This is a genomic window from Nonomuraea fuscirosea (genome assembly GCF_003001935.1).
Classification (GTDB): Bacteria; Actinomycetota; Actinomycetes; order Streptosporangiales; family Streptosporangiaceae; genus Nonomuraea; species Nonomuraea fuscirosea.
Window position 1 is genome coordinate 92,401 of sequence record NZ_PVNG01000019.1, and the last position, 20,057, is coordinate 112,457.

The 20,057-nt window shown below is 72.1% G+C and carries 17 protein-coding genes; 6 read left to right on the forward strand and 11 right to left on the reverse strand.

The genetic code is table 11. The features are described from left to right. Positions 1-62 precede the first annotated feature (62 nt). Positions 63-761, forward strand: coding sequence for a sulfotransferase family protein (locus tag B0I32_RS37450; protein WP_106247832.1), 699 nt, complete (start codon positions 63-65; stop codon positions 759-761). Between the two features lie 119 nt (positions 762-880). Here B0I32_RS37450 and B0I32_RS37455 read toward each other — a convergent pair whose 3' ends face one another. Next, a complete protein-coding gene (locus B0I32_RS37455; protein ID WP_181308227.1) occupies positions 881-1,699 on the reverse strand; it encodes a DUF4352 domain-containing protein in 819 nt (272 codons plus the stop codon). 467 nt (positions 1,700-2,166) lie between these two features. Beyond that, a complete protein-coding gene (locus tag B0I32_RS37460) occupies positions 2,167-3,087 on the reverse strand; it encodes a phosphotransferase family protein (RefSeq protein WP_106247835.1) in 921 nt (306 codons plus the stop codon). 368 nt (positions 3,088-3,455) lie between these two features. Here B0I32_RS37460 and B0I32_RS56820 point away from each other — a divergent pair, with 368 nt between their 5' ends. From B0I32_RS56820 to B0I32_RS37470, 3 genes are all read left to right on the forward strand, one after another. Continuing rightward, a complete protein-coding gene (locus tag B0I32_RS56820; protein ID WP_146178466.1) occupies positions 3,456-3,797 on the forward strand; it encodes a hypothetical protein in 342 nt (113 codons plus the stop codon). 10 nt (positions 3,798-3,807) lie between these two features. Then, positions 3,808-4,554, forward strand: a complete 747-nt coding sequence (locus tag B0I32_RS37465; RefSeq protein ID WP_106247837.1) for an SDR family NAD(P)-dependent oxidoreductase — start codon at positions 3,808-3,810, stop codon at positions 4,552-4,554. Positions 4,555-4,683: 129 nt separating this feature from the next. Next, positions 4,684-5,523 (forward strand): hypothetical protein, encoded by an 840-nt coding sequence (locus B0I32_RS37470; protein ID WP_146178467.1) that lies wholly within the window; start codon positions 4,684-4,686, stop codon positions 5,521-5,523. A gap of 84 nt (positions 5,524-5,607) precedes the next feature. Here B0I32_RS37470 and B0I32_RS37475 read toward each other — a convergent pair whose 3' ends face one another. From B0I32_RS37475 to B0I32_RS37480, 3 genes are read right to left on the reverse strand one after another with little or no spacing between them, the layout of a single operon-like run. After that, positions 5,608-8,823 (reverse strand): ATP-binding protein, encoded by a 3,216-nt coding sequence (locus B0I32_RS37475; protein WP_181308229.1) that lies wholly within the window; start codon positions 8,821-8,823, stop codon positions 5,608-5,610. Continuing rightward, a complete protein-coding gene (locus tag B0I32_RS58155) occupies positions 8,823-10,106 on the reverse strand; it encodes an oxygenase MpaB family protein (RefSeq protein WP_181308231.1) in 1,284 nt (427 codons plus the stop codon). The genes B0I32_RS37475 and B0I32_RS58155 overlap by 1 nt, the downstream gene beginning before the upstream one ends. 22 nt (positions 10,107-10,128) lie before the next feature. Then, entirely contained in the window at positions 10,129-10,839 is a 711-nt protein-coding gene (locus B0I32_RS37480) for a Crp/Fnr family transcriptional regulator (RefSeq protein ID WP_106247841.1), read from the reverse strand. Positions 10,840-11,018: 179 nt separating this feature from the next. Here B0I32_RS37480 and B0I32_RS37485 point away from each other — a divergent pair, with 179 nt between their 5' ends. Then, entirely contained in the window at positions 11,019-11,591 is a 573-nt protein-coding gene (locus B0I32_RS37485; RefSeq protein WP_106247843.1) for an RNA polymerase sigma factor, read from the forward strand. A 48-nt stretch (positions 11,592-11,639) separates the two neighbouring features. Here the strand turns inward: B0I32_RS37485 and B0I32_RS37490 are convergent, their stop codons facing one another. The 6 genes from B0I32_RS37490 to B0I32_RS37515 all read right to left on the reverse strand — a co-directional run bounded on the left by B0I32_RS37490 (position 11,640) and on the right by B0I32_RS37515 (position 18,660). Then, positions 11,640-12,917 carry a hypothetical protein gene (locus B0I32_RS37490; protein WP_146178469.1) on the reverse strand — a complete coding sequence of 426 codons (1,278 nt, stop codon included), beginning with the start codon at positions 12,915-12,917 and terminating at the stop codon, positions 11,640-11,642. 189 nt (positions 12,918-13,106) lie between these two features. Continuing rightward, on the reverse strand, positions 13,107-13,526 hold the full coding sequence (locus tag B0I32_RS37495) for a hypothetical protein (protein ID WP_106247846.1): 420 nt from the start codon (positions 13,524-13,526) through the stop codon (positions 13,107-13,109). Between the two features lie 107 nt (positions 13,527-13,633). Next, entirely contained in the window at positions 13,634-15,619 is a 1,986-nt protein-coding gene (locus tag B0I32_RS37500; protein WP_181308233.1) for a beta-galactosidase, read from the reverse strand. Between the two features lie 26 nt (positions 15,620-15,645). Beyond that, positions 15,646-16,479 carry a carbohydrate ABC transporter permease gene (locus tag B0I32_RS37505; protein ID WP_106247849.1) on the reverse strand — a complete coding sequence of 278 codons (834 nt, stop codon included), beginning with the start codon at positions 16,477-16,479 and terminating at the stop codon, positions 15,646-15,648. After that, positions 16,476-17,438, reverse strand: coding sequence for a carbohydrate ABC transporter permease (locus B0I32_RS37510; RefSeq protein ID WP_106247851.1), 963 nt, complete (start codon positions 17,436-17,438; stop codon positions 16,476-16,478). Before B0I32_RS37510 ends, B0I32_RS37505 begins: the two co-directional genes overlap by 4 nt. A 1-nt stretch (position 17,439) precedes the next feature. Continuing rightward, a complete protein-coding gene (locus tag B0I32_RS37515; protein WP_181308235.1) occupies positions 17,440-18,660 on the reverse strand; it encodes an ABC transporter substrate-binding protein in 1,221 nt (406 codons plus the stop codon). Positions 18,661-18,821: 161 nt separating this feature from the next. On the opposite strand from B0I32_RS37515, the gene B0I32_RS37520 reads away from it, so the two are divergent. Further along, positions 18,822-20,012, forward strand: a complete 1,191-nt coding sequence (locus B0I32_RS37520; RefSeq protein WP_106247854.1) for an ROK family protein — start codon at positions 18,822-18,824, stop codon at positions 20,010-20,012. Positions 20,013-20,057: the final 45 nt, after the last annotated feature.

Sequence of the window (20,057 nt, forward strand, 5' to 3'; positions counted from 1 at the left end):
TATTGCCCTATGTCGTCATATAACGGGATTCACATCAGAGGCGGATCAGAGACGAGCCTGACGTGAAGGTCATCGGCGCGGGATTCGGCCGCACGGGCACCAGGTCCCTGCAGGCGGCGCTCGAACTACTGGGCCTCGGGCCCTGCTACCACATGTCGACCGTCGTCGCCGAGCCGTACCGGGTGCGGCAGTGGCTCGACGTCGGTGAGGGCCGCTCCCGCGACTGGGACACGCTGTTCGCCGGGTTCCGGTCCGCCGTCGACTGGCCCGCGGCCGCGTACTGGCGCGAACTGGCCGCGCACCACCCCGATGCCAAGGTCATCCTCACCGTCCGCGACCCCGGCCGCTGGTACGACAGCGTCAGCGAGACCATCTTCCGCGCCTTCCTCGAACAGCGCCGCCCGCCGCCGCACCGCCGCCTGATCCGCTGGCTGGTCCGCCGGCTGGTGGCCTGGCGGGCCCCGGACTTCGCCCTCTTCCCGCGCATGGCCAGGGCGACTTTCATCGACCCCGTCTTCGACGGCCGCCTCGACGACCGCGACCACGTCCTCGAGGTGTTCGAACGGCACATCGCCGAGGTGAAGGACGCGATCCCCGCCGAGCGACTGCTGGTGTTCGAGGCGGGGGACGGGTGGGAGCCACTGTGCGCGTTCCTCGGGGTGCCGGTGCCGGCGCAGCCGTACCCACGGGTCAACGAACGGGCGGCCTTCCGCCGCCAACGCCCCCGCCGCCTGGCCCGCCTCATCCTCCGCGGCCGCTGACAACCTCCGTTGCGGCCTCGCAGAACCTGCGCCAGCCTCGCGGGACCTGCGCCCGTTGCGGCCGAGCCTCGCGGGACCTGCGTCCGTTGCGGCCGATCACCTCCGGGCGGTGGAGCTCGTCAGGACAGTGTCCACTCGCCCTTCTGCTCGGCGTACCCGCTGTCCAGCGCGAACTGGAACTTCGCCGGCACCGCGCTCTCCGGCACCTCGAACACGATCATCCCCTTGCGCGAGTCGCCCGAGTTGATCGTCGCGCTGCCGCCGAAGCTCTGACCTTCGCGGACTCCGTAGACGGAGGAGCGGTACTGCTGGCCCTGGGTGTCGATGAGCCAGGCGCCGTTCGACGGCGCGTCGCCGTAGACGGCCTGGCTGGTGTTGACGAGCGTGACCTGGACGGCGACCAGTTTGGCGCCCGCCTTCGGCTTGAGCAGGTCGGAGGCGGGGGTGGCCGCGGCGACCAGCTGGTTCACGGTCACGCTCATCTGCAGACCGGGCGTGCGTCCCGCCAACGTCACCGCCTCACCAACCGCGACCGGCCCCCGCCCCGCCTGTCCCGTCTGCCCAGTCGAGTCCTGTACCGTCTGCCCGGCCGGATCCTGCCCTGCCGGGCCGGCCGAATCCTGCCCGGTCTGCTCTGCGGGGTCCTGCACCGTCTGCCCGGTAGAGTCTCGCGCCGCCTGCCCGGCAGGATCTTGGACCGTCTGTCCGTCCGGGTTCTGGGCGACCTGCCCGGCCGCGTCCTGTCCCGTCTGACCGGTGGCCGGATCGGTTGTGTCCTGCGCGGACGGGTCCCCGAGCGGCTCGCGGGACGGCATGACCATGATTGCCCCATCAGCCACCGGACCCCCGCCGGTGTCCGTCAGCACCATCGTCACGGCCGCACCTCCGCTGAGGAGCAGCAGCGGGACGCCCACCGCGAGCAGCACGATCAGCGCCACGTTGGACGAGAGCGGCGACGACGGCTGAACGGACGACGTCGACGGGGGAGACGACGCCGGCCAGGAAGGGGGAGGCTGGGAGGCCGGCGACGTCGGCCCGGGAGGCGGTGGCGGAGGGAACGGCCGTGGCTGGGGAAACGGCGATGCCTGGCGCCGTTGGCCGTACTGCGGTGGAGGCGCGCCACGGCCATGGGGCTGCTGCCACGGAGGACCGTACGGGCTCTGCGGCGGTCGCGCAGGACCATAGGGGCCGTGCGGCGGTTGCGCAGGGCCGTACGGGCCTTGCGGCGGCTGGGGCGGAAAGGCCATGACGGGGCTCCTGGTCGAAGACGGCAGTATTGGGACGTTCCAGGAGCGGGTCCGGTTGACTGGATCTTCGCCGGAGAACCCGACGCCGCCTCAGCCGACCCAATGGAGAGAAGCCGGTGCTGCCTCTGCCGGTGCAGGCGGGAGAAGTCGGCGCCGGCTCAGGTGGTGTCGCGGGTGGCGAGCAGGGCGTCGATGCGGGCGATGGTCAGGGGACGGGCGAGCATCGAACGGAGTCTGGACCGGGCCCTGGAACGGTTCTCCGCGGACTCCCGCGACGACATCGCCCGATTCGCGTAGATCTCCAGCAGATGACCCTGCTCCGCGATGGCCATGGAGAAGTCGGCCGGCTCGGCGAGAACACCGGGGCCGCCATCGTCCCGGTAGGCCCGCCACGCCTGTGCCGCATCGGGAAGCGGAAGGTCGGCCAGGATCTTCGCCAGCTCCCAGGCCGGCCGCGCCGACCCGCAGTTCTCCCAGTCCAGCACCACCACACCACCGTCCAGAGCCCGCCGCACGTTCTCCACGTTGACGTCGCGGTGGCACGTCTCCAGCGAGGCCGTGCCGGGCGGGACGACAAGGGCGTCCAGCGCGACCAGCTCAGGCAGCAGCCGCCCCAAAGCACCCACCCACCCCCATTCCGCCTCCCCGCCGACCTCCAGCCTCACATCGGCCCCCGACCCGGCATCTGTGCCCAGCTCCGCACGCGTGTCCAGGCCCGCATCGGCGCCCAGGCCCAGCTCCGCACGCGTGTCCAGGCCCGCGTCGGCGCCCAGGCCCGGATCCGTACCCGTGCCCAAGCCCGGATCCCTACCTGTGCCTGGGCCCGCATTCGTACCTGTGCCCAGACCCGTGTTCGTGTCCAGATCCGCGTCTACGGTCGGCAGCGCGCCCGCTTCCCGGGCCGCGTCGGTGGCGGCCTTCAGCAAGGACTCCCAGCGGGTGCGGCCGAGGGGTTCGGCGAACCAGGGGACGACGGGGCCCTCGGCGGGGTGTCCGATTCGGTGCAGGTGGGCCGTCACCGCGCCCAGCTCCCGCCCCGTGACCACGTCCCCGTCCACCAGGTCCACCCAGGCGTACACCCGGAACCCCCCCGTGCAGCACCGCGCCCCGCGTCGTCACCCGCGGCTCCGGCAGCCGGATGCCCGCCTTCGCCGCCGCCCGCTGGAAGGCGAGGTCGGCGCGTACCTCGCGTTCCTCGACGGGCACCAGCAGCTCCTTGACCGCCCACGTGCCGGCGTCGGTGTCGAGTCGCCAGATCCGGCCCAGTTCGCCGCGCGCCGCGTACACCGGGGGTCGCAGTGGCCGGCCCAGGTCGTACGCCGACGCCACCGCCGCGGACCACGTTTCGGCCGGCGCGCCAGGGGATTCGGACATGGTGACTCCTGGTTCGGGGATGGGGTCCATCGTAGGGTGGCGGCAGCTCGCGGCAGGCTCCGAGGAGGCGTCCATGAGCGAGAGCGCGTTCGAACTCGTACGCCGCCACAAGAGCCGTGAGACGACGGCGACCGAGACGGTGCGCGCCGCGCTGGACCGGCTGGAGGAGCCGTACGACCGGATCGGCGCGGTGGCCGCGATCGACCGAGAACGCAGCCTGATCGAGGCGGCGCGGGCGGACCCCCCGACGCTGCGGTCGCAATCGCCCGACTTACCGGGACTCATCGCAACCGACGGACCCTTGCACCAGCCGGACCTATCGCACCGACGGACCCGCCAGACCAGACCCGCCGGACCCGCCGGACCCGCCGGACCCGCCGGACCCGCCGCACCCCCGCCCGGCCGCGTCCCCTAGGGTGCGGGGGATGAGTGGACGTGGAGTACTTGTCACGGGAGCGTCGAGAGGCATCGGCCGGGCGGTCGCGACGGCCTTCGCCGCCGCGGGAGACCGGGTCGCGATCCATCACCGCGACTCCGCCAAGGAGGCCGAGGGCCTGCTCGCCGAGCTGCCCGGCCAGGGGCACGCGGTCGTCAGGGCCGACCTCGCCGATCCCGGAGGCGTCAGGAGCATGGCGGACGAGGCCGCGGCGGCGCTGGGCGGTGGGATCGACGTGCTGGTGAACAACGCGGGCGTCTACCTGCACCACCCCGTCACCGAGCTGTCCTACGACGAGTGGCAGGACGCCTGGCGGCGCACGCTGGACGTGAACCTCGTGGGCGCGGCCAACCTGACCTGGTGCGCGCTGCGGCACATGGGGGAGGGCGGCCGGATCGTCAACGTCTCCTCGCGCGGCGCCTTCCGCGGCGAGCCGGACAGCCCGGCGTACGGCGCGAGCAAGGCGGGCCTGAACGCGCTGGCCCAGTCGCTGGCCATCGCCCTGGCCCCGCGCGGTATCGCGGTGGCCACCGTGGCGCCAGGGTTCGTCGAGACGGACATGGTGAGCGAGCACCTCAAGGGTCCCGGCGGGGAGGCCATCAGGGCCCAGAGCCCGTTCGGCCGGGTCGCGCTGCCGGAGGAGATCGCCGCGGCGGTGCTCTATCTGGCCTCCCCGGCGGCGGAATGGGCGAGCGGGACGGTGCTCGACCTCAACGGCGCCTCGTACCTCCGCTGATCCCATCACATCTCGCTATGCCGTGATCCGCCGGAAATAGCGGGCTATTGTGACCCTCAGGGCACTTCGGAAACTCGCTCAGTGGGAGACGGTGTGGCCAAGGGTTGCGGATACGCGTTGGTGTCGGTCGTGTCCGTCATCGTGGTCCTGGCCGGCACCCTCCTCGTGTACGTGACGAGCGGCCCCGCCGTCACGGTCGCCACCGTGCTGCTCTCCGTGATCGGCCTGTGCGGATTCGTGGTCGTGCACGACCTGCGCCGCCGCAGGTCCGCGGCGGACGAGGAACGCGTCCTGCTGGCCAGGGAACGCGAGCACGTCAAGCGCACCGTCGACCTCGTCACCGATCCCGCCCTGAGCGAGCAGGAGCGCCTGGCCGTCATCGACTCCTTCATCCCCAGGCTCGGGCAGGCCGCCTCGCGCGCCCCGTACCGCGACCGGTTCGTGCTGGTGCCGGAGCTGTCGCCGCCCGCCAGGGCACTGCTGGAACGCGGCAGGAGAGCGGTCATGTCCGTCTACACCTCGCAGGTCATGTACCAGCGGCTGCTGGACGGGCTGGCCAACGAGGTGCTGCTGCCCCGGCAGATCTGGGAGATCGCCATGCTGCTGCGGGTCCAGACCCAGTTGCAGCACGAGCAGGACCGCGCCATGCGGGGCGTCGTGACGCCCGAGCTGCGGGCCGTCCTTGCGCCGCAGCAGGAGGCGCTGCGCCGCTCGGTGGCGTCCGTGACGGCCCGGGTCGAGAGTCTGGAACGGTACGCCCGCCGCGTCCAGGAAGCCGACGCGGCGCTGCGGGCGCAGGCGGCGCTGGCCGACAACGACAAGTACCGGGCGCTGCTTGCGCACACCGACGACGCCGACGGGATGCGCGACCTGGAGGCGCACGGCGACGCGCTGGAGCAGACGCTGGCCAGGAGCGTGCGCGAGGCCATCGAGGCCGGCCAGACCCTGGCCCTCCGCCCGGCTCCCTGACGCCCGGCTCCCTGACGCCCGGCTCCCTGACGCCCGTCCGCTGACGCCCGTCCGCTGGCACCCGGGTCCGCGCAGCAGCCGCGATCAGGCGGAGAGCCGGCGTTCCAGCAGCAGCGCGCCCCGCCCGGCCAGCAGCGTACGGCACCACCCGCGCAGATCCGCCGCCTTGGGCCCGGACACCTCGCCCGACTCCAGCAGCGCAGCCCAGTCGAGCAGCGACTCGGCCAGCATGAGCGGCACCCCCTGCCGCTCGTGCACCTCGGCCGCCGCCTCGAAGTGCACGGCCGCCCTGGCCGGCTCGCCCATCGCCAGGCACAGGTGCGCCAGGTAGTGGTGCCCGCAGTGATGGGCCACCGTGCCGTGCCCGAACGTCTCGCCCTCGGCCGCCAGCGCGTCGTACAGGGTCGCGGCCAGGTCGGCCCGGCCCAGCCGCGCGGCGGCCACGGCGAGGTTGTCGAGCGCGGGCCTGTGCGCAATGTTGCGCGGCGGCGTGGCGCCCCCGTAGGCCAGGATGCGGTCCAGCAGCGGACCGGCCTCCTCGTCGTCGAGCTCGCACAGGTACCGCAGCACCGCGTGCACCGGGTCGGCGCGCGGCGCCTGGCCGGCCTTGCGCAGCCGGTCGCGCAGCTCCCACAGCCGCCCCTGCAGCCGCCGGATCTCGGCGATCTGCTCGGAGTAGAAGGCCATCGCGTCCAGCCGGTAGCCGATCTGGGAGCCCAGCCGCAGCGCCGACTCGGCCTCCGACTCCGCCTGGGCCAGATCGCCCTGCATCAGGGTCAGTCCGGCCTTGGAGTAGCCGATCAGCCAGGTGAGGTGCGGCTGCCCGAGCCGGCGCGCCAGCTCTTCCGCCTGGTCGAGCAGCAGGGCCGCCTTGACCGCGTCGCCGCCGTCGAGGACCGGGGGAGTGCGCTGCATGTACGCGTGGAACAGCACCAGGTCGTCGCCCGTCCTGCGGGCCGCCTCCAGCATCTCGTCTCCGTCGCGGTGCCGCTGGTGCAGCGGGTCGGCCGGGATGATGGTCAGGCTGCGCATCCCCAGCACGCCGGCCAGCGTGCGCGGGTCGCCCGACTTGCGGGCCAGCGCCACCGCCTCGTCGCTCAGCGCGAAGCGCCGCTCCCCGTCGGGCGCCCAGATGAGCTCGGAGGCGAGCTGCGCGGCCAGCAGCGCCCTGGTGCTGACGTCGGTGGAGTCGACCACCTTGCGCGCCTCGGTCAGCAGCTCGATCCGCTGCCGGTCGGGCGCGGGCGAGATGCTGGAGCCCCGGTCGCCGCCGAGCGCCGCGGTGACGACCAGGTCGTGCCGCTCGCACTCGCGGGCCAGCGCCGCCGCGTCGAGCAGCGTCCGCCTGGCATCGGGATGCCCGGCCAGCCACATCGCCCGGCCGCAGTCGACCAGCAGCTCGGCCCGCCGCTCCACGGTGCCGCCGGGGGAGTCGTGCAGCAGGCCGAGCGCCCGCTGGTACCAGGTGACCGCCTCGCGGTGCGCCAGCCCGGCCAGCGCGTGCTGCGCCGCGTGCACGGCCGCGTCCGCCGCCGCGCTCACCCGGGCCGGGTCGCGGCCGTGCTCGGCGGCGGCCAGCAGATGCGTGGCCACCACGTACGGCCGCGACCGCATCGCCTGCGGATCCGTCAGCGAGAGCGCGTCGGCCACCCGCCCGTGCAGCAGCGCGGCGCGCGGCGCCGACAGCGTGGAGTAGAGGGCGTTCCTGGTCAGCTCGTGCGAGAAGTGGCAGGACCCGTTGTCCAGCATCGTCACCAGGCCCGCGCCCATCGCCTCCTCGACCGCGGCCACGAAGCGCGCCTCGTCGAGGCCGAGGCCCTGGCGCAGCTCGGCCGAGGACATCCGCTCGCCGACGGCCAGCAGGTTGACCAGGTCTCTGGCGTCGGGGTGCAGCTGGGACAGCCGGGCCAGGACCATCCGGGTGACCGAGTCGGGCACGGCCAGCGCGTCCAGGTCCTTGCCCGCGGTCAGCTCCCTGATCACCTCGCTGATCAGGAACGCGTTCCCGCCGGTGATCCGGTGCAGCACCGCGGCGTCACCGGCGGCGCGCGCCTCCGTCAGCGCGTGGGAGACCTCGTCCGGCCCGAACGCCGGCACCGGGACGACGCGGGCGTCGGCGGTCAGCTTGTGCAGCTCCGGCATGGCCGACTCGACCGGCACCGGCCGCGACATCGCCAGCACCAGCAGCGGCAGCGCGTCGGCGTCCCACATGAGGGCGTTCAGCATCTGCAGCGACTCCAGCGTGGCCCACTGCAGGTCGTCCACGATCAGCAGCACGGGCCGCACGGTGGCCAGCCGCTCGATCAGCGTGCGGGCCGCGGCCAGCAGGTGGTAGCGCTCGGAGACGGGCTCGGTGGCCGGCGGCACCTCCAGCGACAGCGGCGGCGCGGCCAGCGACGGCGCCAGCCGCACGAGCTGCCCGCACTGCTGGTCGATCCCGGCCCGCAGCAGCAGCGCCGGCGAGGTGCGGGCCAGCCGCTCGACGGCTCCGGCGATCGGCTCGTACGCCTTGCGCGCCGGATCGGTGCACCGCCCCGCCAGCACCGTGAACTGCCGCTTGAGCGCCCGCCTGGCCACCTCGGAGGCCAGCCGCGTCTTGCCCACCCCCGGCTCGCCCTGCAGCAGCACCAGATTGCCGCCGAACTCGGCCGCCGCCAGCTCCGCGTCCAGCGTCCGCAGCTGCTCCTCCCGGCCCACGAACGGCAGTCCCCGCTCGTCCAGCCACGGCGCCAGCCCGGCGCCGAGGTGGTGGTCGGCACTCTGCCAGTGCAGCTCGTACGTGTGCATCGGCTCGCGCAGCCCCTTGCCCGGCAGCCGCCCGAGATCCTTGAACTCGTGCCGGCTGCGCCCCTGGGCCAGCCGCCGCACCAGATCGGTGCAGAGCACCTGCCCGCCCTCGGCCACCGCGACCAGCCGGGCCGCCTCCACCGTCGGCAGCCCGCTCACGTCGTCGTGACCCCAGCACACGTCGCCGGCGGCCAGCGCCGCCCTGATCGAGATCTTCTCCTGGGCCCGCTCGTTCTCGTCGGCCACGGCCTGCTGCACCGCGATGATCGCGTCCAGCCCGGCCGTGGCCGAGTCGAACACCGCCATCAGCCCGTCGCCCAGGCTCTTGGTGAACGACGACCCGCTGGCCGTCACCACCGATCGCAGCAGCTCGTACAGGCGGCGGAAGACGACATTGGCCCGCTCTTCGCCGAGCCTGATCCGCAACGCGGTGGAACTGACCACGTCGGTGAACAGGATGGTCGCCGTGGTGAGCGTGCCCGGCTCGTGTGCGCGGTCGTGGAGGGCGGTCACTAGTGCGGCCCTTTCCGCCCCTGGGCGGGCGCTCGTAGCGTGCGGCGGACCGTGCGGCGGATCGCGCGGGTCTTCACCGCGGCGCCGGAGCGCCTGATCCGCCACGAGCGGGCCAGCTCCGGAGGGATCCTGAACGCCGCCTGCCCGCCGGAATGGCGGTCGATCAGGGCGACCACGATGTGCCGCCCGGACTTGCGTACCAGCCAGCGAACCACAGAGTCCACCGGGCGGGCCAGCAACCGGCCCCTGTTGGCTTCGCGGGTCAGCCGGAACAGCGCCGTGAACCACCACGCCGGCGGGGGCACGTCGAGCAGCTCGGGCACCCGGTCCGCGCCGTGGGCGGCGTCCTGGAAGATCCAGTGCACCAGGCTGCGCGGCATCTTGCGCCAGCCCAGCGGCATGAAGGCCTCCATCTCCTTCAGCAGCACGGCCATCAGCCTGACGCCTTCGTCGCTGGGTTCGAGCAGCCGGCCCAGGCGCGCGCTGATCGGCTCGACGTCGTCGAGCGTGAGGGGGCCGTCGCGGCACACCTCGATGCCCATCAGATGGCCGAAGACGCTCCAGGTGTAGAGGTTGGCGGCGCGCTCCTCCTCGCTCAGCGTCACCCCCATGGTCTCCATCGCCTCCCACGTCACCACGGAGAAGTCGAAGAGCGTGGCGAGCAGCAGCTCCTGGTTCACCGGCGGGCCGTGCCGCTCGGCGTCCCACCGGTCGGCGTAGCGTTCGTCGACCAGAGCCCGCACGAACGAGTGCAGGATGCGCAGCCCGATCGCCGTCGTGTGTCCCGGCCGTCCCGGCTGCAGACTGTCGGTGGACTTCAGCCCCATCACGTCCACCAGCATCTGGCCGGTCTCCGCCACCCGGCGGGTCATGTGGTGCGTGGCCAGGTTGGACACGCCCGCCAGCACCCTCGCGCTGGACGTCTCCGCGTACGCCATCGGCAGGCAGGCGAAGAACAGGGCCGCCGACTGGTACAGCCCGTAGTCGGCGAAGACCGCCTGCCCCCTGGCCAGCAGCTCCCGGTCGTCCCCCCACTCCGGCAGCTCCTTGGCGAAGTCGAGCGCGTCGAAGATCTCGTACGCGGGCGGCTCGCCGGAGGGCTCCCTGGCCTCCCGCTTGGCCTCGCCCAGCTCCGCGACCACGGCCTTCACCAGGTCGAGCGCACTCTTCCCGTCCGGCTGCGCCGCCAGGTATTCGGCCACGACCTTGTCGATGTCGGGATCGGCCTGGTGACGCAACTGCCGGAACCTCTCCTCGGGCCAGCGCTCGTCGTGATCGTTCATGTGCCCCGTACTCCAGATTCGGTCAGAGGCCGCCCCGTTTCCGCAGGGCGGCGACATTCAGCAGCGTGATCGTCCGCCCCTTGACGGCGATGAGGTCGCGCGACACGAGTGACTGCAGGGCCCGGTTGACCGCGGGCCGCGACGCGCCGATCAGGGCGGCGAGGTCGGACTGGGTCAGGCCGGGCAGGTCGACCACCCCGTCGGAGTGGCCGTGCTTGTCGGCCAGTTGCAGCAGCAGCTTGGCCAGCCGCCCGCCCAGGTCGAGGAAGGCGAGGTCGGCCGCCTGGTCGGTGAGCCGGCGGACCATGCGGCCGAGCAGCCGCAGGAACTCGTCGGCCAGCCCGGGATGCTCGCGCATCAGCTCCAGCAGCCGGGCCCGCGGCAGCGCGAACACCCAGGCGGGACGCACGGTCGTGATCGAGGCCGACCGCGGCGAGCCGTCGAGCAGCGCCATCTCGCCGAAGGTGTCGCCGCGGCTGAGCATGTTGAGCACGATCTCGTCGCCGTGCTCGGTGGTGAACACCACCTTCACCAGCCCGTCCAGCAGGACGAACAGCGACTCTCCAGGATCGCCCTGGTGGAAGATGATCTGCCCCGCCCGGTAGCGCCGCGACACCCCCGCCTGGGCCGTGCTCCGGATGCCCTTCTCCCCCAGCACGCGGAACAACGGGATCTCCGCCAGCACGGCGGCGACCGGCTCGGCGTCGTGGGGCGGCCCGCTGCGCGCGTTCATGCAAGAACTCTAGGACGCATTCCACGGGCGGACAGCCTCCGGTTGCCGATCTCCGGAATGTGACGAGGACCACACGCGCACTGTCACTTCCGAGACAGTCTTTTCGGATCATCCGGCGCACGGTGAGGTAGCCGGCCGGAATTGGCCCCCCGAGAAACCGGACCGGCGGGGAGAACGACATGCAGCTGGACACCATCGAACGTCTCGACACCGCCGCCCTCGTGTCCGCCGCCCAGGACGGCGACACCGTGGCCTGGGAACGGCTGGTCGAGGAGTTCAGCCCGATGCTGAGAGCGCGCATCCGCCGCTTCCGGCTCAGCCACGAGGACGCCCAGGACGTGCTGCAGACGACATGGCTGCTGGCCTGGCAGAACCTGCGCAGCGTCGAGGACGGCCAGCGGATGGCCGGCTGGCTGGCCACGATCGCCTTCCGCGAGTGCCTCAAGCTCACCAGGCGGACGAAGGAGATCTGCACGCCGGACCTCGACTCGCTCGGCAGCACCGACGACGTCGACAGGGAGCTGGCCAGGATCTGGCTGGCCGGGACGCTGGCGGAGCTGGTCGAGGAGCTGCCGGCGGCGCAGCGGGTGCTGTTCAGGGCGCTCACGGAAACCTCCGAGCCGCACTACGTGGACGTGGCGCGCAGGCTGGGCAGGCCGGTCGGGAGCATCGGGCCCACCCGTGCCCGCTGTTTCGCGAAGCTGCGCGGGCTGCTCCAGGCCCGCGAGATCACGCGCGACTTCCTGGACTGATCTCTTCTCGGTCGGTCGGGTTCGGTCGGATCTGGTCGGTCAGGCCGATCAGGCCTCTTCGGTGACGCTGTCGAGCGGGATCGCCTCCAGGAACGGCTCGAAGTCGAAGTGGGCCATCTCGTGCGCGTCCGGATCGGTGGTCTCCGCCGGGTAGGCGTAGAACCGGCGCCGGCGGCGCAGCCCGGGCTTGCTGTCGAACATCACGCTGACGGCCTCGGGCACGAGCCCCCGTGCCATCTCCTCGGCCAGCCCTTCGGCGACCTGCTCGGCGAACGGCACCCCGTAGAGGGCCTCCACGTTCTGGTAGACGCGGAAGTAGCTGACGATGAAGCGCATCCGGTCGGGGTAGGACACCCAGTCGCGCACCCCGGCCGTGGCGCTCTCGCGGTCCTCGGTGATGAACTCCTCGGCCAGCTTGCGCACCTTCTCGTTCTGGATCGGCGCCCACGCCCGGTCGATGTCCACGCCGGCCGGCGCCGTCAGCGGCCGGCCGACCTTGATGTCGCTGAGCGGGGTGGCGACGGCGAACAGGTGGCGGGTGTAGAGCGAGGACCACAGGTCCTCCAGCTTGCGGGTCAGCCAGGGCTGGTCGGCGTGGCTCGCCGCGTACAGCTTGAACCGGGGGAAGGGCCTGCGGGTGACCAGGGAGCGCAGCGAGCGCCACGAGACCCGGGTCATCCAGCGGACCGGCCGGTAGAGCACCAGCTCCAGCGCCGTCTGCGCGCGGGCCTGCTCGTACGCCGACAGCGCGATGTTGGCGCCGAACATCAGCTCGCCCCTGGCCACGGGATCCTCGGTCGCCGCGGCCTCGACCATGAGCTGCGCCGCGTCCTTCAGGTACCGCGGGTCGGCGGGCGACAGCAGGCCGGTCAGGAACTCGGGCGGCTCGGGCGTCAGCTCGGACTCCGGGCTGACCTTGAGGTAGCGGTCGGGGGCGTCGTTCCACAGGTTGACCGCGAGGCTGGCCGTCTCCAGGAAGATGGCCCGGTTGGCCAGCGCCAGCCCGAGCTGGTAGCTGGGCCCGAGCAGCGTGAGCAGCGTGGCCCGGAACAGGCGCTTGAACGGATGCGGCACGCGCAGGCGGCGGCCGAAGTCCGCGATGAACGGTGAGTCCGGACCCAGGTCGAGGCTCTCCCCGATGGCCTTCGAGGTCCAGGTGGCGTAGCAGTACCAGTTGTTGGCCGCGCGGCCCAGGCGTACGGCGAGGTCGGTGGCCACACGGTGGTAGCTGTAGGCGATGACCATCGCTTCGAGTGCCGCGTCGCGGTCCTTGTAGGCCGCGATACGCAGTACGTCGTCCGCGGTCACCGCGGTCGGCTCGGACATGAGGTCTCCCAATCGGCTGGTCCCGTCGCCCCCGTGGCGCGCTCATCGGGATAAGAGCGCCTCCGGGTGGCGTCAGATACAGTCCGGCGGCCTCGAAGCCCCGTGACCGCCGCGCAGGAGCGTAGGAGCGCCCGCTTGCGACAAGCTTGCAGCGCGCCGCCCCGGGCGCCCGGCCCGGAGCGGCGCCGCTCAATCCTTAACCATGATCTTGCTGATCACCACGAATCCGCCGAGCGCCCCCGCGGTGCCGGCGGCCGTCGTCGTGGTGAGGTTGACCACCAGGTCGTACGTGCCCGGGGCGAGCTGGCCGCGCATGGGGATCGAAGCGGTGTAGCGGCCCGAGCCAGGGGTGAAGGTCATCTCCACGGGAGGCGACGGATGCCTCGTCTCACCACCGCCCAGCAGATCGGCGATGATCTCCAACTGCCAGCGTCCTGTCAGCCAGTCCACCAGCTCACCGGTGACCTCCCAGCTCACGTCCACGGTCCAGCCCTCGCCCCGGTGAACGATGTTCGTGGGTTGAGCTCCGGGATCGACAACCTGGCCGTGAAGAATGCCGGCCAGTTGCTCGGCCGGCACTTTCATCACCTGGAACTCTCCGGTCGCCATTTTTTCCGATCTCCTCTCCGTGCGGGACGGGTCCCCCGCGTGAGGAGCAGAGCGACGACGGCGGTGGCGAAATACGCGTCGTTACTCCGGGGTATGACGGACTTTCGTCAGAGAGCGGAACCCCCGATCCTGACCAGATCGCCGGGGCCGCCGGCGCCGGCGCGCACGCCGTCCAGCCGCACGCTCGCCTCGACGGCGCAGTCCAGGTAGGCGTTGACGCCCCTGACCACCACGTCGCCGATCTCGCCGCCGGCCAGGCGCAGCACCGCGCCGCCGCCCTCCGCGGCGACGACCTCCACGTTCCCGTACGGGGTGCGCAGGCCGATCGGCCCCTCGTTGCCCGTCTGGACGAGCACGATGAGGTAGTGCACGTCCCGGCCGGGGTGGCTGCGCAGGAACGCGTCCGCCTCCCCGTACATGACGAGGCTCTCCTGATCCGGAGCCGAAGGGGCGGCGGGCAGGGGAGTGGCGAAGGGGGCGAGCAGCGCGCACGGCTCCAGCCGCTCGTCCAGCTCCGGCACCGGCCCGTCCACCAGCACCACGCCGCCCGCCTTCGCGTACCCGGCCAGCAGTTCCTGCACGCGCCGGTGCAGGAACGGGCCGCCGGGCACGGTGAGCGAGCGGTAGCCGGTCAGTTCCTCCGGCGTCGCGCTCTCCAGCTCGACCAGCCCGTAGTCCAGCCCGCGCGCCCGCATCCGCTCGTGGAAGGCCAGCAGCGGTCGCGCGCATCCAGGGCCCTCGGCTCCTCCCGAGAGCGCGGCGATCCCGGCATAGGGGAGGTACAGCCCGAACGCGTCGCTGCGCCGCGGGACACACTCGAGGAACTCGGTGCCGTGCGCGGCGAAGAAGTCCGCCAGCGCCCGCACCACCGGCGCCTTCCCGGTCGCCGCGCCGCCCGCGTCCACGGGCGCGCAGTCCGGGTACGGCCCCGCGTGCGCCGCGTCGAGCTCCGGCCCCCACCCCGACGTGGCCACCCCGGTGTAGACGTTGAACCCGGTCGCTCCCGCCGCCAGCGCCAGCAGCGACTGGTGGAAGCTGGTGGCGCCGTCGACGTAGGCAGGGTCGTACAGCTCGGCGAAGCCCCAGTTCTCCTCCAGGTTCGGCCCGGGGGCGCGCTTGGCGGCGATCACGTAGCGGGCCTGCGCGCCGGCGTCGGCGGACACGACGCCCATCCAGTTGGTGAACCCGTAGGAGATCCCGCCCCACAGCTCCGGCCGGACCCTGGCCAGCCAGTCGTCCAGCTCGGGCATGGTCGGCGGGTTCAGGTTCACCAGGACCGGCAGGTCGGAGCCGACCGCCCGCGCCCAGACCCGGTAGACGCGCGCCAGGTACTCGGCGTGCGCGCGCCCCCAGTCGGCCAGCGCGAGCGGGCCGCTGGACGGGCCGGGCGGCTCGATCTCCGCCCAGTCGCCGTACGCGGTGCCGTGGACCGCGTCGTACTCCTCGGGCGTGCCGTACCAGGACCGCAGCCGGTCCCGGTAGAACGCGAGCCCGGACGGGCTGTAGTCGTAGGCCGTCAGCGGCAGCGCCCCGCTGGTGTAGACGCCCTCGTTCGCGATCTGCAGCGCGGCCACCGCGCCGGCGCCGGGCAGCATCTGCTCGCCCACGGTGGCCAGCCACCGCGTCGTCATGGCCAGGAACGCCGTCCCGAACGGGGCCGGCAGCGGGCGCTTCTCCGCGCCGTCGTGCCAGCACGCGGGCGCGCCGGCGGCGTCGAGCAGCGGCTCGATCGACGGGTCGGCGTCCGGGCAGACCCAGTCGGGCAGCCCGCCGTAGCTCAGCTCGGCGTGCACGAACGGACCCGGCTTGGCGATCACCCGCAGCCCCAGCTCGTGGCAGAGCGCCAGGAAGCCGGTCACGTTCCTGGCCGGATGGGTGCGGCCGGTGAAGTCGGGAGCCGTGCCCGCCTCCGGCTGGTGGTGCCGCCAGGGCAGGTAACAGGTGATCACCTCGATCCCGAGCTCGTCCCGTACGGCACGCAGCCGATCGGCCCAGACGGCCGGATCGTCGCGATAGTACGGATAGTCGGCGGTGACGAGCACCCGCGGCACGCCGTCGACGACGGCGACCCCGTCGCGGACCTCGATGGCCACAGTGGTTTCCTCCTGAGGGTTGAGATTCAGCCTTTGAGACCGGTGAAGGCGATGCCCGCGAGGATGCGGCGCTGGAAGACCAGCAGCACGGCGATCACGGGCAGGACGGCGAGCGTGGCGCCCGCCATGATGTAGTACGCGCGCCCGCCGTCCGGGCTGGCCACGAGCTGCTGCAACGCCAGCGGCAGCGTGTACAGCTCGGGATCGTTCGTGACCAGCAGCGGCCAGACGAGGTCGTTCCAGTGGAACAGGAAGCTGGTGATCGTCACCACCGCCAGCACGGGCTTCGACAGCGGCAGCACGATCGTCCAGAAGATCCGCATCCGGCCCGCGCCGTCGATCAGCGCGGCCTCCTCCAGCTCGGCCGGCAGCGACAGGAAGAACTGCCGCATCAGGAAGATGTCGAGCACCGAGGCGATGTTCGGGACGATCAGCCCCCACCCGGTGTCGAACATGCCCAGCGACTGGGTGACGTGGATGCGCGGCACCAGCAGCGTGATCGCGGGCACCATCATGCCGCCCAGCATGATCACGAACAGCCGGTCGCGGCCGGGGAAGGGGATCCGCGCGAACGCGTACGCGGCCAGCGCGTCGATCAGCAGCTTGGCCGGCACCAGCACCGCGCACACCCAGACGCTGTTGACGAAGGCGCCACCCAGCCCGCCGACGCCGAGCACGTAGTCGTAGTTGCCCAGCGTGGCCGCCCACTCGCCGGTCTTCCTGTCCAGCGGCAGCAGGCTGGGCACCTTGCTGTAGATGTCCTGGCCGTGCTTGAACGAGGTGGCCAGCATCCACAGGAACGGCACCACCGACACGGCCGCGAGCAGCACCAGCGCCGCGTACATGGACGCCTTCCTCATGACGCCTCCTGCCTGACGAACCGGAACTGCAGCGCCGTCACGATCACGATGAAGACCAGCAGGATGAATGACATCGCGCAGGCCGCCCCCATCGCGTCGTAGCGGAAGGCGAACAGGTACAGGTGCAGCACGTAGGTCAGGCCCGACTGCTCGGGCCCGCCGGTGACGCTGCGCCCGTTGCCGGAGAAGATCACGTACACCAGCCCGAACACCTGCAGCGCCGCGATCACCCCGGTCACGAGCAGGTAGAACGTGGTCGGCCTGAGCATCGGGAAGGTCACCCGCCAGAACCGCTGCCACGGCCCGGCCCCGTCGATGACCGCCGCCTCCTGGATGGTGCCGGGGATGCCCTTGAGCCCCGCCAGGTAGATGATCATCGAGATGCCGCACTGCCAGGCCGCGATGAAGGCCAGCGCCGGGATGACCAGCTCGGGGGTGTTGAGCCAGTTCTGCCCGGGGATGCCGACCAGGCCGAGCAGGGTGTTGATCAGGCCGTACTGCGGGTCGTACAGCCAGCGCCAGATCGCGCCCACCGCCGCCTCCGCCGTGACCACCGGCAGGAACAGCAGCAGCCGGAACAGGTTGGCGCCGCGCCTGATCGCGTTCAGCAGCAGCGCCTGCGCCAGCGCGGCCACCAGCGTCAGCGGCACCGCGATGAGCGTGTACTGCAGCGTGACCCGCACCGACGTCCAGAAGTGCGGATACTTCACGTCGTCGAAGAGCAGGTCCGCGTAGTTCGCCAGGCCGACCCAGTTCGCGTCGGAGCGCAGGTTCCAGTCGGTGAAGCTGTAGTAGAGCGCCGACAGGGCCGGATACAGCAGGAAGACCAGGAAGTAGACGAGCGCGGGGGCCACCAGCAGCGCGCCCACGAGGTGGTCGCGGCGCCGGCCGGGCCCGCGGCGGGCCCGGCCGCCGGGGCCCGCCGCCACCCGCTCGTCCGCCAGGGCGGGTGCGGCCACGTCAGCCGTTCCAGCCGAGCAGGGAGCGCGTCCTGCCCGCCGCGTCGCTCAGCGCCTGCTGCGCGGTGGCCTTGCCGGTCAGCGCCGACTCGATCGCCGGGGCGATGATCTCGTCGTTGACCTGGATCCACTGCGGCACCGCCGGCCGCGCGTGCGCCACCTTGAGCTGGTCGAGGAAGGCCGCCTGCTCGGGCCCGCCCGCGACCACCCGCGCCTTGAGGTGCACGGGGAAGCCGCCGAACGCGTCGGCGACCGCGCCGTTGTGCTCCGCGCCGGCCAGGAAGGCCAGCCACTTCCAGGCCAGGTCGGCGTTGGGGCTGGCCGAGAAGACGACGGAGTCCTCGCCGCCGATGTTGCCGGCCGGCTCGCTCTTGTACGGCAGCGGCGCGACGCCGAAGTCCAGATCGGGGAACTGCTCGCGGATCGTCGGCACGTCCCACGGCCCCGAGATCGTCATGGCGGCCAGGCCGTTCTCGAACGGCTTGTCGGAGTCGGTGATCTTGCGCGGCGACGACTGCTGCAGGTCCACCCACAGCTGCAGCGCCTCCACGGCCGGCTGCTGGTCGAACAGCACCTTCTTGCCCGCGTCGTCCACCATCTCGCCGCCCGCGCCGTGCACGACGCCGGGGAACATCCAGGCGCCGTAGCCGTCGCCCTTGGGCACGTTCATGCCGGCCACGTTCGCGTCGGCGGCGTGCACCTGGGCGGAGATCCGCTTGAGGTCGTCCCACGTCTTGGGCGGCGCAGGCACGAGCTTCTTGTTGTAGAACAGCGCCACGGTCGTCTGGTCCTGCGGCAGGCCGTAGAGCTTGCCGCCCGCGCGGTTGGTGTCGAGGGCGCCCTTGTAGTAGTCGGCCTCGTCGATCAGGCCCGCCGGGACCTCCTTGATCGTGCCGTCGAGGGCGTACTTGGAGACCAGCGGCTGGTCGAGGATGCCCGCGTCGGGGGTGCTCTTGCCGGCCACGGCGCTGCCGAGCTTGGTGTTGTAGTCGTCCTTCGGGATCTTCACGATCTTGACCGTGACGCCCGGGTTGGCCTGCTCGAAGTCCTGGCGCACCTTCTCGATGACCTGTCCCGCCTGCGGGGTGCGGTCCTGGTACATCCAGAAGGTCAGCTGTTTGGCATCGCCCTGCCCACCGCCGCCACCGCCACTGCCACCGCAGGCGGCCAGCGCGGTCGCGAGCGTCGCCACGACGGCGCCACGCACAAGTCCTCGGCCCATTGTCGTACTCCTCATCGGGGGGATGGTCGGACCATAATCTAAGACTCGAAGAAAGTCAGGAAACGAATCGGTAACATCCGCCCGGCAGCGCCGTCCCCGCGTGGACGTTTGAACCGTGAACTAACATGGCGGCGGGTTTTCCGGACAGGACGGGGACGAGGATGGGCACGTCAGGGCGCAGGACCGTACGGGATCTCCGCCGGGGCAACCGGGCGATGCTGTTGCGCGCGCTCTATTTCGGCGGGCCCGCCAGCCGCAACGAGCTGTCGGCCACGACCGGCCTCAGCGCGGCGACCGTCAGCACCATGACCGCGGGGCTGCTGGAGTCCGGCGTCGTCGTCGAGGCCGGCCAGGTCGACTCCGACGGCGGCCGGCCCCGGGTGCTGCTCAAGGTCAACCCCGCCCACGGCTACGCGGTCGGCGTGGACGTGGGCGAGACCCAGGTCAAGGTGGAGCTGTTCGACCTGGCGATGAACGTGCGGGCCGGAGCCCACTACGCCGTCCGCTCGGCCAAGCACGACCCCGAACTCGTCGCCCGCCACATCCTGACCGGCGTGGACGCGGTCATCGCCGAGAGCGAGGTGCCGCCCGCCCAGGTGCTCGGGGTCGGCGTCGGCGTGCCGGGCATCGTCGAGCCGGGCCCCGGCGCGCTGGTGCGGGCCAAGACGTTCGGCTGGGAGGCGGTGCCGCTCGGCGCGCTGCTGCGGGCCGGCACCGAGCTGCCGCTGTACGTCGACAACGGCGCCAAGACGATGGGCCAGGCCGAGCTCTGGTTCGGCTCGGGCCAGGGCGCCCGCGACGCGATCATCCTCCTGGTCGGCTCGGGCGTGGGCGGCACGGTGGTCACGGACGGCCGGATCTACCGGGGCGCGGGCATGGCCGCGGGCGAGGTCGGCCATCTGAAGATCGTGGCGGGCGGGCGGGCCTGCCGGTGCGGGGCGCGCGGCTGCCTGGAGGCGTACCTGGGGGCGGAGGCGATCCTCGACCGCGCGGGCGTGGTGGCCGACTCGGCCGACGAGGAGAGCGCGCTGGCCAGGCTGCTGGAGGAGGGCTCGCCGGTGATCGGCGAGAGCGTCGAGCTGCTCGGCGTGGGCCTGTCGAGCCTGGTCCACCTGTTCAACCCCGAGCGCGTCGTGATCGGGGGCTGGGCGGGGCTGATGCTGGGCGGCCGGCTGCTGGCCGAGATCCGCGCAGCGGCGGCCGCGAACACGCAGGCGCAGCCGTTCCAGCCGGAGACGGTGGTGCTCGGGCGGCTCGGGCCAGACGCGGTGGCGCTGGGGGCGGCCACGCTGGTCGTCGAGCCGTTCCTGAGCGGGGCGGCGTACCCCGAATCCGTCCCGACTATTGCCTAAAAGTTAAATCAAGTGTTGACACAAGTGCATGCCGCAGTCACGCTC

Coding starts and splice junctions, on each gene's coding strand:
- B0I32_RS58155 (WP_181308231.1), bottom strand. CDS start 10,106: ATGAACGATCACGACGAGCGCTGGCCCGAGGAGAGGTTCCGGCAGTTG.
- B0I32_RS37515 (WP_181308235.1), bottom strand. CDS start 18,660: ATGGGCCGAGGACTTGTGCGTGGCGCCGTCGTGGCGACGCTCGCGACC.
- B0I32_RS37505 (WP_106247849.1), bottom strand. CDS start 16,479: ATGAGGAAGGCGTCCATGTACGCGGCGCTGGTGCTGCTCGCGGCCGTG.
- B0I32_RS37490 (WP_146178469.1), bottom strand. CDS start 12,917: ATGTCCGAGCCGACCGCGGTGACCGCGGACGACGTACTGCGTATCGCG.
- B0I32_RS56820 (WP_146178466.1), top strand. CDS start 3,456: ATGAGCGAGAGCGCGTTCGAACTCGTACGCCGCCACAAGAGCCGTGAG.
- B0I32_RS37480 (WP_106247841.1), bottom strand. CDS start 10,839: ATGAACGCGCGCAGCGGGCCGCCCCACGACGCCGAGCCGGTCGCCGCC.
- B0I32_RS37465 (WP_106247837.1), top strand. CDS start 3,808: ATGAGTGGACGTGGAGTACTTGTCACGGGAGCGTCGAGAGGCATCGGC.
- B0I32_RS37485 (WP_106247843.1), top strand. CDS start 11,019: ATGCAGCTGGACACCATCGAACGTCTCGACACCGCCGCCCTCGTGTCC.
- B0I32_RS37495 (WP_106247846.1), bottom strand. CDS start 13,526: ATGGCGACCGGAGAGTTCCAGGTGATGAAAGTGCCGGCCGAGCAACTG.
- B0I32_RS37520 (WP_106247854.1), top strand. CDS start 18,822: ATGGGCACGTCAGGGCGCAGGACCGTACGGGATCTCCGCCGGGGCAAC.